Source organism: Shinella sp. WSD5-1 (assembly GCF_963942435.1).
GTDB lineage: Bacteria > Pseudomonadota > Alphaproteobacteria > Rhizobiales > Rhizobiaceae > Shinella > Shinella yambaruensis.
The window spans coordinates 659,446-675,439 of sequence record NZ_OZ012596.1 but is presented as its reverse complement, the minus strand read 5'-3'; the positions used below and the strand labels follow the sequence as shown (position 1 = coordinate 675,439).

Annotated in this window: 14 protein-coding genes and 1 pseudogene; 4 read left to right on the top strand and 11 right to left on the bottom strand. The window is 66.8% G+C overall.

Features of this window, described 5'->3' with window-relative positions; all coding sequences use genetic code 11:
* Window positions 1-10: 10 nt before the first annotated feature.
* The 3 genes from AABQ55_RS03095 to AABQ55_RS03085 all read right to left on the bottom strand — a co-directional run bounded on the left by AABQ55_RS03095 (window position 11) and on the right by AABQ55_RS03085 (window position 3,247).
* Window positions 11-676, bottom strand: coding sequence for an amino acid ABC transporter permease (locus tag AABQ55_RS03095; protein WP_272807217.1), 666 nt, complete (start codon window positions 674-676; stop codon window positions 11-13).
* A 65-nt stretch (window positions 677-741) separates the two neighbouring features.
* Window positions 742-1,551 carry an ABC transporter substrate-binding protein gene (locus AABQ55_RS03090; RefSeq protein WP_064332107.1) on the bottom strand — a complete coding sequence of 270 codons (810 nt, stop codon included), beginning with the start codon at window positions 1,549-1,551 and terminating at the stop codon, window positions 742-744.
* Between the two features lie 178 nt (window positions 1,552-1,729).
* Window positions 1,730-3,247 carry an aldehyde dehydrogenase (NADP(+)) gene (locus AABQ55_RS03085; protein WP_272807216.1) on the bottom strand — a complete coding sequence of 506 codons (1,518 nt, stop codon included), beginning with the start codon at window positions 3,245-3,247 and terminating at the stop codon, window positions 1,730-1,732.
* A 149-nt stretch (window positions 3,248-3,396) separates the two neighbouring features.
* Here AABQ55_RS03085 and AABQ55_RS03080 point away from each other — a divergent pair, with 149 nt between their 5' ends.
* The gene (locus AABQ55_RS03080; protein ID WP_272807215.1) at window positions 3,397-4,434 is read left to right on the top strand and encodes an Ldh family oxidoreductase; all 1,038 of its coding nucleotides are present in this window, start codon (window positions 3,397-3,399) and stop codon (window positions 4,432-4,434) included.
* Window positions 4,435-4,565: 131 nt separating this feature from the next.
* Here the strand turns inward: AABQ55_RS03080 and AABQ55_RS03075 are convergent.
* From AABQ55_RS03075 to epmA, 5 genes and pseudogenes are all read right to left on the bottom strand, one after another.
* Window positions 4,566-5,746 (bottom strand): annotated as a pseudogene (locus AABQ55_RS03075) (IS481 family transposase); the annotation flags it as partial.
* Window positions 5,747-5,969: 223 nt separating this feature from the next.
* Window positions 5,970-6,932 (bottom strand): dihydrodipicolinate synthase family protein, encoded by a 963-nt coding sequence (locus AABQ55_RS03070; RefSeq protein ID WP_272807214.1) that lies wholly within the window; start codon window positions 6,930-6,932, stop codon window positions 5,970-5,972.
* Between the two features lie 122 nt (window positions 6,933-7,054).
* Window positions 7,055-7,759 carry a GntR family transcriptional regulator gene (locus AABQ55_RS03065; RefSeq protein WP_244770404.1) on the bottom strand — a complete coding sequence of 235 codons (705 nt, stop codon included), beginning with the start codon at window positions 7,757-7,759 and terminating at the stop codon, window positions 7,055-7,057.
* 229 nt (window positions 7,760-7,988) lie between these two features.
* Window positions 7,989-9,050 carry a lysine-2,3-aminomutase-like protein gene (locus tag AABQ55_RS03060; protein ID WP_272807213.1) on the bottom strand — a complete coding sequence of 354 codons (1,062 nt, stop codon included), beginning with the start codon at window positions 9,048-9,050 and terminating at the stop codon, window positions 7,989-7,991.
* Window positions 9,047-10,102, bottom strand: coding sequence for an EF-P lysine aminoacylase EpmA (gene epmA, locus AABQ55_RS03055; protein WP_272807212.1), 1,056 nt, complete (start codon window positions 10,100-10,102; stop codon window positions 9,047-9,049). Before epmA ends, AABQ55_RS03060 begins: the two co-directional genes overlap by 4 nt.
* Before the next feature lie 161 nt (window positions 10,103-10,263).
* Between epmA and efp the strand changes: the two genes are divergently transcribed.
* A complete protein-coding gene (gene efp / locus AABQ55_RS03050; RefSeq protein WP_064332100.1) occupies window positions 10,264-10,833 on the top strand; it encodes an elongation factor P in 570 nt (189 codons plus the stop codon).
* A 262-nt stretch (window positions 10,834-11,095) separates the two neighbouring features.
* Window positions 11,096-12,088 (top strand): adenosine kinase, encoded by a 993-nt coding sequence (locus AABQ55_RS03045; protein ID WP_244770407.1) that lies wholly within the window; start codon window positions 11,096-11,098, stop codon window positions 12,086-12,088.
* On the opposite strand, the gene AABQ55_RS03040 is transcribed toward AABQ55_RS03045, so the two are convergent.
* The gene (locus tag AABQ55_RS03040) at window positions 12,081-12,620 is read right to left on the bottom strand and encodes an SH3 domain-containing protein (protein WP_272807211.1); all 540 of its coding nucleotides are present in this window, start codon (window positions 12,618-12,620) and stop codon (window positions 12,081-12,083) included. The two genes, AABQ55_RS03045 and AABQ55_RS03040, sit on opposite strands and share 8 nt — an antisense overlap.
* A 180-nt stretch (window positions 12,621-12,800) precedes the next feature.
* Between AABQ55_RS03040 and AABQ55_RS03035 the strand changes: the two genes are divergently transcribed.
* Window positions 12,801-13,805: a 2-hydroxyacid dehydrogenase gene (locus AABQ55_RS03035; protein ID WP_244770409.1), complete on the top strand. Its 1,005-nt coding sequence runs from the start codon at window positions 12,801-12,803 to the stop codon at window positions 13,803-13,805.
* Between the two features lie 216 nt (window positions 13,806-14,021).
* Here the strand turns inward: AABQ55_RS03035 and moeB are convergent, their stop codons facing one another.
* Together moeB and recF are read right to left on the bottom strand one after the other, a co-directional pair.
* Window positions 14,022-14,780 carry a molybdopterin-synthase adenylyltransferase MoeB gene (gene moeB / locus AABQ55_RS03030; protein WP_272807210.1) on the bottom strand — a complete coding sequence of 253 codons (759 nt, stop codon included), beginning with the start codon at window positions 14,778-14,780 and terminating at the stop codon, window positions 14,022-14,024.
* The gene (gene recF, locus AABQ55_RS03025; protein ID WP_272807209.1) at window positions 14,777-15,901 is read right to left on the bottom strand and encodes a DNA replication/repair protein RecF; all 1,125 of its coding nucleotides are present in this window, start codon (window positions 15,899-15,901) and stop codon (window positions 14,777-14,779) included. Before recF ends, moeB begins: the two co-directional genes overlap by 4 nt.
* Window positions 15,902-15,994: the final 93 nt, after the last annotated feature.

The window sequence follows — 15,994 nt, the reverse complement described above, 5'->3', positions numbered from 1 at the left end:
CTTACCCCTCTCAGTAGCGGAACATGCGCGCCGCGAGCACGCGGGCTGCAAGCGTCACGGCCTTGGCGATCAGGTAGTAGATGACCGCCGCAATCGCGAAGAATTCGAAGGTGCGGAACGAGCGGGCGTTCAGCTCCTGGGTGATGCCGGCAAGATCGGTGTTCATGCCGACGGTGACGCCGAGCGACGTCATCAGGATCGCCCAGACCATCTGGTTGGTGGCGGGCAGGAAGGCGACGCGCAGCATCTGCGGCATGACGATATAGCGGAAGGCCTGCAGCGAGGTCATGCCGAGCGAGCGGCCGGCGCGGGTCTGCGTCTCGGGGATCGCCTTCAGCGCGCCGCGGAAGTTTTCCGCGAGATAGCCGGCATTGTTGAAGGCGATGCCGGCCAGGAGCGCCGCATAGGGGCTGAGGTGGATGCCGAAACTGCCGAGGCCGAAATGAGCCATGTAGATCTGGAAGAGGGCCGGCGTGTTGCGCGCGATCTCGACCCAGGCGGTGGCGAAGCCGCCGAGGATGCGGTTGCCAGACAGCCGGAAGAGCGTCAGCGCCAGGGCGACGGCAAGGCCGACGGCCATGGAGAGCAGTGCTATCTGGAGCGTGACCAGCGCGCCGTCCAGCATCTGGGGCAACGCCTTCAGCGCCTGGTTCCAATGGAAAGTGTAACTGAACATTGCCGTCTCACCCTTCGGAAACGATGGACGGCGCGGGATGTCCCGCGCCGCCTTGGAAACGGCTCCTAGCGGTAGACGCCGCCGACCGAGAGGTCCGGCACGTCGCCGCCGACCCACTTCTCGTAGAGTTCCTTGTAGCGGCCGGTGCGAACCTGCTGGTTGACGAAGAGGTTCAGGTAGTTGATCAGGCCGTATTCTTCGCGGTTGGTGAAGAGCGCGACATAGTCGATGTCATAGGGCGCCTTGCCGACGACGGAGATGCCGGCGAACTTGCCGCTCTTGACGTTGGACTGGGCGACCGTCGAGGTGGAGACCGTGGCGTCGATCTGGCCCTGGCTCAGCGCGAGGAAGACGTCGGCCTGGGTCTGGTACGGACGGAACTCGCCGGCGCCCCATTCCTTGACCGAGTTTTCGAGCGCGATGGCCTCGAACGTGCCGGCGGTGGCGCCGACCGTCTTGCCCTTCATGTCCTCGAAGGACTTGATGCCCGACTTGTCGTTGGCCGTCACGGCCATCTCGAAGGCGAAGTAGGGGATCGACATGCCGACGGTCTTGGCACGCTCCAGCGTGTCGGAGGTCGAGGCGACGCCGACATCGACGCGGCCGGACATCAGCGCCGGGATGCGCTCCGGGAAGGGCGTTTCGACGATCTCGGCGGTGACGCCGAGGGCCTTGGCCAGGTCGTTGCAGTAATCGACGTCGAAACCGATCGGGTTGTTGTTCTCGTCGCGCGCGCCCATCGGCGGGAAGTCGAGAACGACGGCGCAGCGCAGCGTGCCGGACGAGATGATGTCGTCCAGCTTGTCGGCCTTGGCCGGGCTGGTCAGAGCGGTGGCGGCCACGAGGCCGAAGGCGAGGACCGAGGTCTTCTTCATAAACTCTCTCCCTGGATTGGTCTGTCGATTCACGCGGCGGAGGTCCGTCCTGCGCCGAGACTGTAAACCGCCACTAAAATACAACTAATATACAAAAAGTATATACCCGGAAGGAGAAAATATGACGGCCGGGCTTCCTCACGGGAAGCCCGGCCGTCAGGAGCGCTAGAATATTGAATCAGTTCAGGAAATCTTCCGGCAGCAGGCCTTCCGGCATGTTCTGGTAGGAGACCGGGCGCAGGAAGCGACGGATCGCCATGGTGCCGACACTGGTGGCGCCGAAGTTCGTGGAGGCCGGATAGGGGCCGCCATGCACCATGGAATCCACCACCTCGACGCCGGTCGGGAAGCCGTTGACGAGCACGCGGCCGGCCTTGCGCTCGAGGACCGGGCGCAGGCGCTTCGCATCGGCAACGTCGCCTTCATCCATGTGGATGGTCGCCGTCAGCTGGCCTTCGAAATTGCGGGCAAGCCTCTCCATCTCATCGACCGAGGAAACGCGCACGACGAGGCCGAGCGGACCGAAGACCTCTTCCGAAAGCGCGTGATCGGCGAGGAACTGCTCGCCGGAGATCTCGAAGAGGTTCGGCAGCGCGTTACGGCCGGCGGATTCCGTCGTCAGCAGCGGCTTGACGGTGTTGCGGCTTGCAAAGCGCGCCTGGCCGTCCTGGTAGGCCTTGGCGATGCCGTCGGTCAGCATGGTCTGCGGGCCGACCTTGCCGAGCGCTTCCACGGCAGCGGCGGTGAAACGGTCGGCATCCGCGCCGTCCTCAACGATTGCGATGCCCGGATTGGTGCAGAACTGGCCGGCGCCCATGGTGAGCGAGCCCGCCCAGCCCTGGCCGAGGCCTTCCGCGCGCGCCTTCATGGCCTGCGGCAGCAGGAAGATCGGGTTGACCGAGCCGAGCTCGCCGAAGAACGGGATCGGCTCCGGACGGGCGGCGCACAGGTTGAAGAGGGCGCGGCCGCCGGCGAGCGAGCCGGTGAAGCCGACGGCCTTGATCAGCGGATGCTGCACCAGCGCCTCACCGACCTGGCGGTTGCCGCCCTGGATGAGCGAGAAGACGCCGGGATGCACGCCGGTCTTCCTGATGGCAGCCTCGATGGCCTCGGCGATGATCTCGCCCGTGCCCGGATGGGCCGAGTGGCCCTTGACGACGACGGGGCAACCGGCGGCAAGCGCGGCGGCCGTATCACCGCCGGCAGTGGAGAAGGCGAGCGGGAAGTTGGAGGCGCCGAAGACGGCGACCGGGCCGATCGGCCGCTGGATCAGGCGGATTTCGGGCCGCGGCGCCGGCTGGCGGTCGGGAAGGGCCGCGTCGAAGCGGCGGTCGAGATAGTCGCCCTTCTCGATATGATCGGCGAAGAGGCGGAGCTGGCCGGTGGTGCGGCCGCGCTCGCCCTGCAGGCGCGCGACCGGCAGGCCGGTCTCCTGCGTGCCGATCTCGGTGATGGCCTCCGCCCGGGCCTCGATCTCGTCCGCGATGGCGCGCAGGAACGCGGCGCGTGTCGCGCGGGAGGAATAGCCGTAGCTGAGGAAGGCGTCTTCGGCGGCTTCCGCGGCCTTGTTCGCCAGCTCGACCGTGCCGACGGCAAAGTCGTGCGCCGGGCCATGGGCGGGCGAGGAGGTGAAGGTGCCGTTTCCATCAAGCCATTCGCCTGCGACGAGATGTTTACCGTTGGGAGTGAAAGCCATTAGACGTACCTTTCTCACGGGAAGAGGGATTCGCCCCTGACATAGACTCTTGCAGGGCGAATTGCACTTGACGAAATCTTGTATACTCTATGTATGCAAATGATCAATCGCCAACCTGCCCCGGTCGGCAAAAGCGGAAGAGACCAAAGATGACGCAGACCTCCACCCTGACGATTGCCGCCCTTCACGAACGGGTGGAAGCGATCTTCCGCAAGGCCGGCCTCAATGCCGTGCAGGCCGGCGCGCTCGCCCGCGTCATCGTCGCCGGGGAGCGCGACGCCTGCAAGTCGCACGGCATCTACCGTATCGAGGGTGCGCTGCGCACCGTCAAGGCCGGAAAGGTCAAGCCGGACGCCGTGCCGGTGCTGGATGCCAACGAGGGCTCGGCCATCGTCAAGGTCAATGCCGGCGGCGGCTTTGCCAACCCGGCCTTCGAACTCGGCGTGCCGGTTCTTACCGCCCGCGCCCGCACGCTCGGCCTTGCCGCGCTCGTCATCAACGACTGCACGCATTTCTCCGCCCTCTGGCCGGAAGTGGAGGCCGTGACCAAAGAAGGCCTTGCCGGCCTCGTCATGTGCCCGAGCTACGCCACCGTCGCGCCCACCGGCGGCAACAGGCCGCTGCTCGGCACCAATCCCTTCGCCTTCGGCTGGCCGCGCAAGGGCGATGCGCCCTATGTCTTCGACTTCGCCACCTCGGTCGCCGCCCGCGGCGAGATCGAACTGCACCGCCGCGCCGGCAAACAGCTGCCCGAGGGCTGGGCGATCGACGCCGAGGGCAACCCGACCACCGACCCGGAAGCCGCGCTCGCCGGCGCCATGCTGCCCTTCGGCGGCCACAAGGGCTCGGCCATCGGCACGATGATCGAACTGCTCGCCGGCATCATGATCGGCGACCTGACGAGCCCGGAAGTGCTCGACTATCTCGGCACCACGACGCTTGCGCCCTTCCATGGCGAGCTGATCATCGCAATGTCGCCGGAGGCCTTCTCCGCCGGCCGGCCCGGCGATCCCTTCGCCCGCGCCGAAGTGCTGTTCGAGGCCATCGTCGGCCAGGGCGCCCGCCTGCCCTCGCAGCGCCGCTTCGTGGCGCGCAGGAAATCCGAGGCGGACGGTGTCACGCTCACCGTCGCCGAGATCGAGCAGCTCGACCGCCTGCTGGAGAAGGGGCTGGATGCGATCGGCTGATCGCGTCGCTCTTTTCATTAGCCGGCGAATGAGTCGCGAGCATCCCCACGAACGTCATCCTCGGGCTTGACCCGAGGATCCAACCCTCGGTACGCCTCGCTTGTCGCATGGATGCTCGGGTCAAGTGTAAAGCCCGGAGAGATGCGTGACAGGTGTTCGCAGACATGGCTGACAGTCAAGCGTTGGATGTGAGGTCGATTTTGGCGACCTGGGTTGCGCCGAAGAAGACGCCGTAGAGACCGTCCTGGTCGAGGGGCCGGATGGCGAGGCGTTCGTTTCTGAAGGCGTCGGGCACGCGCCATGATATGCCTTTGAAGCTGATATAGCCTTTGGTCGTGCCGACACGCCGGACGATCTCGCCGCTGTCGTAGTCCGGCTCTGGCAGCGGATCGGGAAAGGGCCGCGGCGAAGGCCGGTAGCGGCTGGCCGGCACCGCCATGCCGATCCCCTGGTGTGGACGGTGATGATTGTAGATGTTGCGCCAGCGATCGAAGGCGCGTTGCGCCTGTGCCTGGCCGGCCGGCGCGGCAAAGGCGAGCACCTCGGCTTTCAGGCTGCGGTGGAAGCGTTCATTCTTGCCACGGCCCTGCGGGTGGTAGGGTCGTGCATGGATGAGGCCGATGCCGAGCTTGAGCAGCCAGACGCGCAATCGTGTCCACTGGCCCGGCACACCCGTCCCCCAGGGATTGCCATTGTCGGTATAGATCGCCATCGGCAGACCGTAGCGCCGCAGGATGGGCTCCAGCCGGTCGCGCACGGTCTGCGTCGTCTCGTCGGTGCAGGCCTCGATGGCGATGGCGATGGCGATGGCGAAACGGGAATGGTCGTCGAGGACAGTCAAGGGATGGCACCAGCGGCCACAGGCAAGCTGCGTGCGTCCCTTGAAGTCCATCTGCCAGAGCAGGTTGGGGGCCTCGCGCTCGAAGCGGCCGGGCGCCGTGCCGTCCCTTGCGCCCGGATCGATCCTCTCGTGACGCTGCAGGATCGCATGCACGGTGGAGGTCGAAGGCGGTGCGATGCCAAGGTCCTGCAGGCGCCTGGCGATCTTGCGGGCGCCCCAGGCCGGATGGTCATCACGCAGATCGAGCACCGATCGTTCCAGATCGGCCGGCGTCCGGCGCGGGCTTGTATGCGGGCGGCGGGAGCGATCCGTCATCGGTTCGCCCGCCTTCGATCGGCCCAGCCACACATAGCCCGTCTGCCGACTGATCCCGAAACGCGCGCACAGCCGCGAGACGTTCGCCCCTTCAAGCCCTGCCAGCCGGCAGAATTCCAATCGCTCGTCCACAACAGACCTCGCCCGCCAAACCATCCAAACCTCCCGGAAACAATCCGAAAAGTGTCAGGTATGTCTGCAAACACCTGTCAGGTATGTATCAGGGCCGTACATCAAGCCCGACCATGACGGAGGAGGGAGGGTCCTTGGCATGAAATGCCGCAGGGGCGTATCGCTCGCCGCAGCCAGACACAGACGATCGTCACCAAAACAAAAGGCCCTCCTTGCGGAGGGCCTTTCGCTTTAGAGGCATACAACCCTACGCCTTGTAGGTCTGCACGGCGCCCGGCAGCTTGCTCCACTCGGCATACCAGGTGTCGAACAGCTTCAGCTGGGTCTCGACATAGCCGCGCTGGCTGTCGGAGAGCGCGTCGGTCTCGTTGAAGTGCAGCGTGTATTCCTTGTCGCCCTTCAGCACCATCATGTGCTTGAAGTAGAGGACGAGGTCCGGGCCTTCGTCGAAGGAGGAGAGCACGGCGAGCGCCGATTCCAGCTCCAGTGCGCGGGCGCGGGCATCCGGGTCGCCCTTGGCGGCGGCCTGGGCGAGGTTGCACATGTGGAGCACTTCCTTCGGCAGCACGCAGCCGATGCCGGTGATCGCGCCGACGGCGCCGCAATCGACGAAGCCGGTGAAGACGCAGGTATCGACGCCGATCATCAGCGAGACGTCATCGTCGCGGCTGGTGATGTTCTCGGCCGCATAGCGCATGTCGGCCGCGCCGCCGAACTCCTTGAAGCCGACGAGGTTCTTGTGGTCCTCGCGCAGCGCGAAGAACAGGTCGGCCCGGGTGGCGAAGCCGTAATAGGGGCTGTTGTAGATGACGGCCGGCAGGTCCGGGGCGGCCGAGAGGATCGCCTTAAAATGGTTCTTCTGCGCGGCGACGACGGAACCGCGGGAGAGCACGCGCGGGATGACCATGAGGCCCTGCGCGCCGACCTTCTGGGCATGCGCGGCATGGGCGACGGCCGAGGCGGTGTTGACGGCACCGGTGCCGACGATGACCGGGATGCCCGCCTTGACGAGGCGCTCGACGCCTTCCATGCGCTGTTCGTCGGTCAAAAGCGGCCAGTCACCCATCGAGCCGCAATAGACGACGGCCGACATGCCCTTTTCGATGAGTTCCCTGCCCTTGCGCACCAGCTGGTCGAAATCCGGCCTGCGGTCGTCCTTGCAGGGGGTCATCAGGGCGGGAATGACACCGGAAAAAATCTTGGCCTTCATGTCGGTCTCCTTTGGCGGTTCGTCGGATGGGCGGCCGGCACATGGCATGGGGCCTCTCCCCTCTCTGATGATGGGTATAGCATCTTGTATTTTATTTGTCGACAAGAAAAATACAAATTCCGTCAGAGCGTGATGTCGAGCCTGTCGTTGCGGCTGAACAGCTTCTGCACCTGGGCGACGATCGCCTCGGCATGGGCCTTGCCGAGGCGGTCCGCTTCCTCGATGTCGCGCGCCGCAATGGCGGCGATGATCGCGGCATGCTCGTCCACGAAGCGCCGGGGGAACTGTTCGTCGTAGGACTGATAGTAGAGCTGCAGGATGCGCCGTCCCTCGTCGAGCAGCCGGCGGAACAGGCTGGTGAAATAGGGGTTGCGCCCCGCCTCGGCGATGGCGGCATGGAAGGCGGCATTGGTGGCGATCATCTTCAGGGCGTCGCGCGCCTCGAGCGCCGCCGCATAGTCCTCGTGGAAGCCCCTGATGACGGCGAGGTCCTCGGGACGGTGCGCCTGCGCCGCAAGCCGCGTCGTCACGCGGTACATCAGCACCAGCGCGTCGAAGAAGGTGTGCAGGTTGAGGAAGTCGATGTTCGAGACCATGGTCGAGCGGTTCGGCAGGGTCTCGATCAGCCCCTCGCCGGCCAGCCGCACCAGGGCCTCGCGGATCGGCGTGCGCGACATCTTGAACCGCTCGGCAAGCTGCACCTCGTCGATCGGGCTGCCGGGGGCGAGCTTCAGGTCGAGGATCTCGTCGCGCAGGAGGTCATAGACCATCTTCACGCCGGAGCCGCGCTTGCGTTCGGGCAGGGAACTGGAATCGGTATCGGTCATCGAAAATCCTCTTGTCGACAAAAGAAATACAATTGTCCGGCAGCGCTATCAATCGTTTAAAGTGGGCATTTTGACGAAACTGTCGTCAAGTCTCCAAGGGCCGGGATTCCGCGAAATCCGGCGCCTGCCGCGCACAAAGATGAAAAAACGCGTGTGAAAGCCCCACCCGACAAGCCGCTCCTTTGTCCTGACGGGCGCTTCCGTCCCGTGCAGGCCGCTCGCGCCGGCGCTACGTCTCGTCCTGCCGCGGCGGATAGAGATGCGTTTCCCCGCGGAAATCGCGAAGGCGGAAACAGCCGTCGTCGGCCTCTTTGACCGCCGCCGAATCCGCCCGCACCTTGCCGTGCCCGCCGGGGATGTCGAGGATATAGGCCGGCTGGCAGAGGCCTGAGACGCGGCCGCGCAGGCTTTCGACCAGCGCCCTGCCCTCGGCGAGCGTCAGGCGGAAATGCGCGGTGCCGGGCGCCAGGTCGGGATGGTGCAGGTAATAGGGCTTGACCCGGTTCTCGACGAAGGTGCGCATCAGGTCGGCCAGCACCGCCGCATCGTCGTTGACGCCCCTGAGGAGCACCGTCTGGCTGATCATCACCAGGCCGGCATCGACGATGCGGGCGATGGCGGCGCGGGCCTCGGCCGTGAATTCGCGCGGATGGTTGGCATGCAGCGCCACATAGGTCGTCTTGCCGGAAGCCTTCAGCGCCGCGATCAGCGCGGTATCCACCCGCGCCGGATCAACGACGGGCACGCGGCTGTGGAACCGCACGATCTTCACATGGGGGATGGCGGCAAGCCGGTCGAGGATGGCCTGCAGCCGACGCGGCGAGAGCACGAGCGGGTCGCCGCCGGTCAGGATCACCTCCCAGATCGCCGGCCGGGCCGCGATATAGGCGATCGCCGCATCGAGCGCCTGGGCGGAGAGGGTGCCGAGCCCTTCCGGCCCGACCATCTCGCGGCGGAAGCAAAAGCGGCAATAGACCGGGCAGACATGCACGGCCTTCAGGAGGACGCGATCGGGATATCGGTGCACGATGCCCTCGACGGGGCTGTGCGCGAGGTCGCCGATCGGGTCGGCGCGCTCCTCCGGCAGGGTCACGAGCTCCGCGGCATCGGGCACGAACTGGCGGGCGACCGGATCGTTCGGATCGGCCGGATCGATCAGCGCGACGAGCGACGGCGTGACGGCGACGGCATAGCGCGCGGCGACCGCCGCCGCGCCCGCCCGTCGCGCCTCGGGAACGAGGCCGGCCTCGACCAGCTCGGCCACCGTCGTCAGGCTGCGCGCCGCCGTCATGGCGCGGTCTCCGCGACCGGCGCCCAGATCACCTGGTCGATGCGCGGGGCGCCCGTCGCCAGCATGACCAGCCGGTCGAAGCCGAGCGCGATGCCGCTGGCCTCGGGCATATGGGCGAGCGCGGCGAGGAAATCCTCGTCGAGCGGATAGGTCTCGCCATAGACGCGGGCTTTTTCCGCCATTTCCAGCTCGAAGCGCCGGCGCTGCTCGCCCGCATCGGTCAATTCGCCGAAGGCATTGGCCAGCTCCACCCCGCAGGCATAGAGCTCGAAGCGCTCGGCGACGCGCCGGTCCCGCGCCGCCGGGCGGGCGAGCGCGGCCTCCGCGGTCGGATATTCGCACAGGATGGTGGCGCGGCCGAAACCGAGCTGCGGCTCCACCTTTTCCACCAGCACGCGGCTGAAGAGGTCGGCCCAGGTGTCGTCCTCCGCCACGCGCAGGCCGGCCGCCCGCAGGGATGTGGCAAGGCGCGCGCGATCCGTCGCACCGTCGGGATCGATCGAGCCGAGGAGGTCGATGCCGGCATGGCGCCGGAAGGCCTCCGCCACCGTCAGCCGTTCGGGCGGCAAGGCCGGATCGCAGGTCGCGCCGCGGTAGGCGAGCATCGCGGCTCCCGCCACCCCGGCGGCCAGCGCGAGGATCTCCGCGCAATCCTCCATCAGCACGTCATAGGCCTCGCCCGCACGATACCATTCCAGCATGGTGAATTCCGGGTGGTGCAGCGGCCCGCGCTCGCGGTTGCGATAGACATGGGCGAAGCAGGCGATGCGCCTTTCCCCCGCCGTCAGCAGCTTCTTGCAGGCGAATTCCGGCGAGGTGTGCAGGTAGAGCGGCGTCCTTGCGCCGGAATGGCCGATCGCGGCGGTCTCGAAGGCGTGCAGATGCGCCTCGTTGCCGGGGGAGACCTGCAGCGTCGCGGTGTCGACCTCGATGAAATCGCGCGCGGCGAACCAGCCGCGCAGCGCCGCCTGGATGCGGTTTCGCGCAAGAAGGAACGGCCGGCGATCGGCATGGACATCGGGCGTCCACCAGGGCGAGGGCTTCAGGCTCATGGCGTTCCTGTGGCAGGTTTCTTCGCGCTTGCCGGCGGACAGACTGGTCTTTTGCCGGAATATAGGGTAGTTGCGGCCCCGAAAACACATTTTCGGCACCCGGGGAAGGCGTCTCAAGGCGGTCCTCTACGCCGTGATCCATCCAGTTACAAGGAAGACTTATGGTAAAGATCATCGCCTCTTCCGTCCGCAAGGGCAATGTCCTCGAGGTCGAAGGCAAGCTCTATGTCGTGCTGACGGCGCAGAACTTCCACCCGGGCAAGGGCACGCCGGTCACGCAGATCGACATGCGCCGCATCTCCGACGGCGTGAAGGTTTCCGAACGCTACCGCACGACCGAACAGGTCGAGCGCGCCTTCGTGGAAGACCGCGAGCACAACTTCCTCTACGAGGATGGTGACGGCTACCATTTCATGAACCCGGAGACCTACGACCAGCTGACCATGTCCCACGAGGACATCGGCGACCTGAAGGCCTATCTCCAGGAAGGCATGACGGTCATCCTGTCGGTGCATGAGGGCGTCGCCATCGCCATCGACCTGCCGCGCCACGTCACGCTCGAGATCGTCGAGACCGAACCGGTCGTCAAGGGCCAGACGGCCTCGTCCTCCTACAAGCCGGCGATCCTGTCGAACGGCGTGCGCACGCTGGTGCCGCCGCATATCACCGCCGGCACGCGCGTCGTCATCGCGACGGAAGACGGTTCCTACGTGGAACGCGCCAAGGACTGACCGGTTTTGCGGGAAGCGGCGGGCGATCGGGGTCGATGCACGCCCTGCACCAAGCCCTCCGTCATCCTCGGGCTCGACCCGAGGATCCACAATCCACGGTGGTCGGGTCAGGCCCGACCATGACGAAAGAGAGGCTTGGCGGACTTCGCCAACAATCCAAGCCGCCGCGCCGTTTCCGGCAGGCGGCTTTTTTCCTTCCAGTTTCCGGAAAAACCGTTAAGACCGACTCCCGGCTCTCACCCAACGGAGACGGAACTTTCGCATGACCAAATTCGACGTGCTGACGGTCGGCAATGCCATCGTCGATATCATCGCGCGCTGCGACGAGAACTTCATCACGGACAACGGCATCATCAAGGGCGCGATGAACCTCATCGATGCCGAACGGGCCGAACTGCTCTATTCCCGCATGGGCCCCGCGCTCGAAGCCTCGGGCGGCAGTGCCGGCAACACCGCCTCGGGTGTCGCCAGCTTCGGCGGCAGGGCCGCCTATTTCGGCAAGGTGGCGCACGACCAGCTCGGCGAGATCTTCATCCACGACATTCGCGCCCAGGGCGTGCATTTCGAGACCAAGCCGCTGGCCGGCCCGCCGCCGACCGCCCGCTCGATGATCTTCGTCACGCCCGATGGCGAGCGCTCGATGAACACCTATCTCGGCGCCTGCGTGGAACTCGGGCCGGAGGACGTGGAGGAAAGCGTCGTCGCCGAGGCCAAGGTCACCTATTTCGAAGGCTATCTCTGGGATCCGCCGCGCGCCAAGGACGCGATCCGCGACTGCGCCCGCATCGCCCATGCGAACGGCCGGGAAATGTCGATGACGCTGTCGGACAGCTTCTGCGTGCACCGCTACCGCGACGAGTTCCTCGACCTCATGCGCTCCGGCACGATCGACATCGTCTTCGCCAACAAGGCGGAAGCCCTGGCGCTCTACGAGACCGAGGATTTCGAGGAGGCGCTGTCGCGCATCGCTAAGGATTGCCGGCTGGCGGTGGTGACGATGAGCGAGGAAGGCTCGGTCATCCTGACCGGCGGCGAACGCACCAGGGTGGAGGCGATCAGCATTCCGAGCGTCGTCGACACGACGGGCGCGGGCGATCTCTACGCCGCCGGCTTCCTCTACGGTTATACGGCCGGGCGGTCGCTGGCCGATTGCGGCCGGCTCGGCAGCCTTGCCGCCGGCCTCGTCATCCAGCAGGTCGGCCCCCGCCCGCTGCTCTCGCTGGCGGAAGAGGCCAGGAAGGCCGGCCTTACTTGAAGGCCTCGCCCGGATAGGCGCCCCAGATCTCGTTCTGCGAGACCCAGCCGGCCGTGCCGTCCGCTTCGGCGCGGCACCAGTCGCCGTTGCATTCGCCGACCTTGATGACGACGCCGGGCTGGATCTTCGCGATGACCGTCGAGTTCGACATCGCCTCGCGGCGCATGTTGACGAAGATGCCCTCGCCCTTGCCGCGCATCCATGGCGCGGTGACGGCGGTGCGCTCGCCGGAGAGCAGCGCCTGGTTGACCCAGCCCTCCGTGCCATCCGCGTCGCGGATGCGGCGCCAGTTATCGTATTCCTGGATGATCTCCACCGGGACGCCGGATTTGAGATAGCGCCAGGCGACGGCATAATCGACGCTGGGCCCGACGCGCAGGTTGACGCTTTTCGCCTTGAGGCTGACGAAGCGGGGCAGCGGCAGGCCGCTCGGCCCCTTGGCCGCCTGGGCATGGGCGAGCTGGACGCCGGCAACGGAGACGAGGAGGCCCGCAAGGGCGGCAAGGCTGAGACGCAGGACAAGGTGACGCATGGACGATCCGCACAGATTGGAGGGGGCATGACGCTGCCGAACCGGTGCAAATTGGCAAATCGCAGGAACGCCAAAGAGGGCGGATTGTCTTCGCGACCGGGTCTGGTAGAAAATGCCCCTGATGAAGCAATCCTTGCCCAACTTGGTTAAGGACCCGTCAACAGGACGCCGGAACAGCCCATGACCCAGAAGAAAAAACCGAAGGTCTACATCACCCGCCGCCTGCCCGAGGTCGTGGAGACCCGGATGCGCGAACTGTTCGACGCGGAGCTCAACATCGACGACACGCCGCGCAGCCAGCCCGAGCTCGTCGCCGCCGTCAAATCGGCCGACGTCCTGGTGCCGACGCTGACGGACCGGATCGACGCCGCGCTCATCGAGCAGGCCGGCCCGCAACTGAAGCTGATCGCCTGCTTCTCCAACGGCGTCGACAATGTCGACGTGGAGGCGGCGGCACGGCGCGGCATCACCGTCACCAACACACCGAACGTTCTCACCGAGGACACGGCCGACATGACGATGGCGCTGATCCTCGCCGTCCCCCGCCGGCTGGCGGAAGGGGCGCGCATCCTGACGGACCGCAGGGGCGAATGGGCCGGCTGGTCGCCGACCTGGATGCTCGGCCGGCGCATCTGGGGCAAGCGCCTCGGCATCGTCGGCATGGGGCGCATCGGCACCGCCGTCGCCCGCCGCGCCAAGGCCTTCGGCCTCTCCATCCACTACCACAACCGCCACCGCGTGCGCCCGGACACGGAGGACGCGCTGGAGGCGACCTATTGGGACAGCCTCGACCAGATGCTGGCGCGCGTCGACATCGTCTCGGTCAACTGCCCCTCGACGCCGGCAACCTATCACCTTCTGTCGGCCCGCCGGCTCGAGCTGATGCAGCCGACGAGCTATATCGTCAACACGGCGCGCGGCGGCATCATCGACGAGACGGCGCTGATCAAGTGCCTGCGCGAAGGCAAGATGGCCGGCGCCGGCCTCGACGTCTTCGAGAACGAGCCTTCGGTCAACCCGAAGCTCCTGAAGCTCGCCGCCGAGGGCAAGGTCGTGCTCCTGCCGCATATGAGCTCGGCGACGCTCGAAAGCCGCGTCGACATGGGCGAGAAGGTCGTCATCAACATCCGCACCTTCTTCGACGGCCACCGCCCGCCGGACCGCGTGCTGCCGAACCGGGTCTAGAGCATTTCCGCGTTTCGCATTCCGGACGCAAGACCGCTTCGTCGCTGCTGTCCCCTTCTCCCCCGCGGGGAGAAGGTGGCCCGAAGGGTCGGATGAGGGGGTAGCGCAGGAGAGGGTAGGAGACGTTTGCAGCATCCCCCTCATCCCGCTGCCGCGACTTTCTCCCCGCGGGGGAGAAGGAGCAAGTGGAGAGCTATTTCTCCTAACACGGAGGGTTTACGCGTTCCGCCGCCTGTATTTCAGCGTTTCGAACCGCGCCGCCAGCCCGTCGTAAAGCAGCAGCCGCCCGACCAGCGGGTCGCCGGCGCCCGTGACGAGCTTGATCACCTCCATCGCCATCAGCGTGCCGACGACGCCGGTCAGCGCGCCGACGATGCCGGCTTCGGCGCAGGCCGGAACGACGCCGGGCGGTGGGGCCGTGGGGAAGAGGTCACGGTAGCCGGGGTGAAGCGTGCCGTCCGGCCCGGCCTCATAGGGTTTCAGCACGGTCAGCGAACCGTCGAAGCGGCCGACGGCGCCGGTGACGAGCGGAATGCGCGCAGCCTCCGCCGCATCGGCGGAGGCATAGCGCGTGTCGAAATTGTCCGAACCGTCGACGAGGAGGTCGTAACCGGCAAGAAGGCGCGCGGCCGTTCCGGCCGTCAGCCGCTCGGCGATGCCGGTGAAGGCGACATGCGGGTTGAGGCGGGCGACGGCGGCCTCGGCGCTCGCGATCTTCGGCGTGCCGAGGCCGGCCGTGTCGTGGATCACCTGGCGCTGGAGGTTGGAGAGGGAGACCGTGTCGTCGTCGAGAACGCCGATATGGCCGATGCCGGCGGCGGCGAGATACTGGATGACCGGCGCGCCGAGGCCACCGGCGCCGACGATCAGCACATGCGCCTGCTTCAGCTTCTGCTGGCCCGCGCCGCCGATCTCGGCGAGCACGATATGCCGGCGGTAGCGGTCGATCTCTTCGGGGCTGAGCGGATCGGTCATGGCACGATGCCTCCATGCGAGACGGTGAGGAACTGCGCGCGCTCGCCGAGCGCGTCGAACATCGACCGGTCGGTGCCGGTCATGAAGGCCTGGCCGCCGAGCGCATCGACCCGGTCGAACAGCGCGGCCCGGCGGCCCGCGTCGAGATGGGCGGCGATCTCGTCGAGCAGCAGCACCGGCGCATGGCCGGTCATGCCCCCGACGAGGCCGGCATGGGCGAGGATGAGGCCGACGAGCAGCGCCTTCTGCTCGCCCGTCGAGCAGCGCTCGGCCTCCATGTCCTTCTCGCGGTGGCGGATCATGAGATCGGCGCGGTGCGGGCCGTCCAGCGTGCGGCCGGCGGCGGCGTCCCGGTAGCGGCCGTCCTGCAGCATGCCGAGATAGATGTCCTCGATCTCGTAGGCCGGGCGCTGCCATTCCCCGTCGAGGAAGCCGGAAAGGCGCATGGTGGCCGAGGGGAACGGCCCGTCGTCGCGCGCCGCCTCCACGAGGCCGGAAAGGAGGCCGACGAGCTCGTGGCGGGCATGCGCCATGGCGATGCCGAGCTCCGCCATCTGCCGCTCCAGCGCCGTCAGCCAGGCGGGATCTGGCCGCGGCTCGGAGAGCAGCCGGTTGCGGCCGCGCATCGCCTTCTCGAAATCCGCCGCCCGGCGGCCGTGCTCGGGATCGAGCGACAGCACCAGCCGGTCGAGGAAACGGCGGCGATCGGCGGAGGGACCGGTGAAGAGGCCGTCCATGGACGGCGTCAGCCAGACGACGCGCAGATGGTCGAGCAGTTCGTCGACGGTGCGGGCGGGCGTGCCGTTCAGCCGGAGTTTTCGCGCCTGGCCCTCGTCGCCGCCCTCGGTACCCGTGCCGATGTCGACCTCGCCCATCATGCCGTCGAGCGTTGCGAAGACGGAAAAGCCGCCGCTTGCGCCGGCGCGCACGACATCGCCATAGGGCGCGCGGCGCAGGCCCCGGCCCGGCGACAGCAGGGAGACGGCCTCCATCAGGTTGGTCTTGCCCGCGCCGTTCTGCCCCGTCAGCACGACATGCCGGCCGTCGAGCGGCAGCGACAGGCCCGCATAGTTGCGGAAATCCGTGAGCTTGAGGCGGGAAAGGGAAACCTTGTGCGGCATGGGGTGAGAGCTAGAGCATTTTGCCGCCAAGGGGAATCACCCTGCGGCGCATAAATCGGGCAACAACAGAAAGATGGGCAGGCGCCGGGCGCC

Bases quoted from the DNA above. Each gene is read 5' to 3' on its own strand.
- AABQ55_RS03095 (WP_272807217.1), bottom strand. From the start codon at position 676: ATGTTCAGTTACACTTTCCATTGGAACCAGGCGCTGAAGGCGTTGCCC.
- AABQ55_RS03090 (WP_064332107.1), bottom strand. From the start codon at position 1,551: ATGAAGAAGACCTCGGTCCTCGCCTTCGGCCTCGTGGCCGCCACCGCT.
- AABQ55_RS03085 (WP_272807216.1), bottom strand. From the start codon at position 3,247: ATGGCTTTCACTCCCAACGGTAAACATCTCGTCGCAGGCGAATGGCTT.
- AABQ55_RS03080 (WP_272807215.1), top strand. From the start codon at position 3,397: ATGACGCAGACCTCCACCCTGACGATTGCCGCCCTTCACGAACGGGTG.
- AABQ55_RS03070 (WP_272807214.1), bottom strand. From the start codon at position 6,932: ATGAAGGCCAAGATTTTTTCCGGTGTCATTCCCGCCCTGATGACCCCC.
- AABQ55_RS03065 (WP_244770404.1), bottom strand. From the start codon at position 7,759: ATGACCGATACCGATTCCAGTTCCCTGCCCGAACGCAAGCGCGGCTCC.
- AABQ55_RS03060 (WP_272807213.1), bottom strand. From the start codon at position 9,050: ATGACGGCGGCGCGCAGCCTGACGACGGTGGCCGAGCTGGTCGAGGCC.
- epmA (WP_272807212.1), bottom strand. From the start codon at position 10,102: ATGAGCCTGAAGCCCTCGCCCTGGTGGACGCCCGATGTCCATGCCGAT.
- efp (WP_064332100.1), top strand. From the start codon at position 10,264: ATGGTAAAGATCATCGCCTCTTCCGTCCGCAAGGGCAATGTCCTCGAG.
- AABQ55_RS03045 (WP_244770407.1), top strand. From the start codon at position 11,096: ATGACCAAATTCGACGTGCTGACGGTCGGCAATGCCATCGTCGATATC.
- AABQ55_RS03040 (WP_272807211.1), bottom strand. From the start codon at position 12,620: ATGCGTCACCTTGTCCTGCGTCTCAGCCTTGCCGCCCTTGCGGGCCTC.
- AABQ55_RS03035 (WP_244770409.1), top strand. From the start codon at position 12,801: ATGACCCAGAAGAAAAAACCGAAGGTCTACATCACCCGCCGCCTGCCC.
- moeB (WP_272807210.1), bottom strand. From the start codon at position 14,780: ATGACCGATCCGCTCAGCCCCGAAGAGATCGACCGCTACCGCCGGCAT.
- recF (WP_272807209.1), bottom strand. From the start codon at position 15,901: ATGCCGCACAAGGTTTCCCTTTCCCGCCTCAAGCTCACGGATTTCCGC.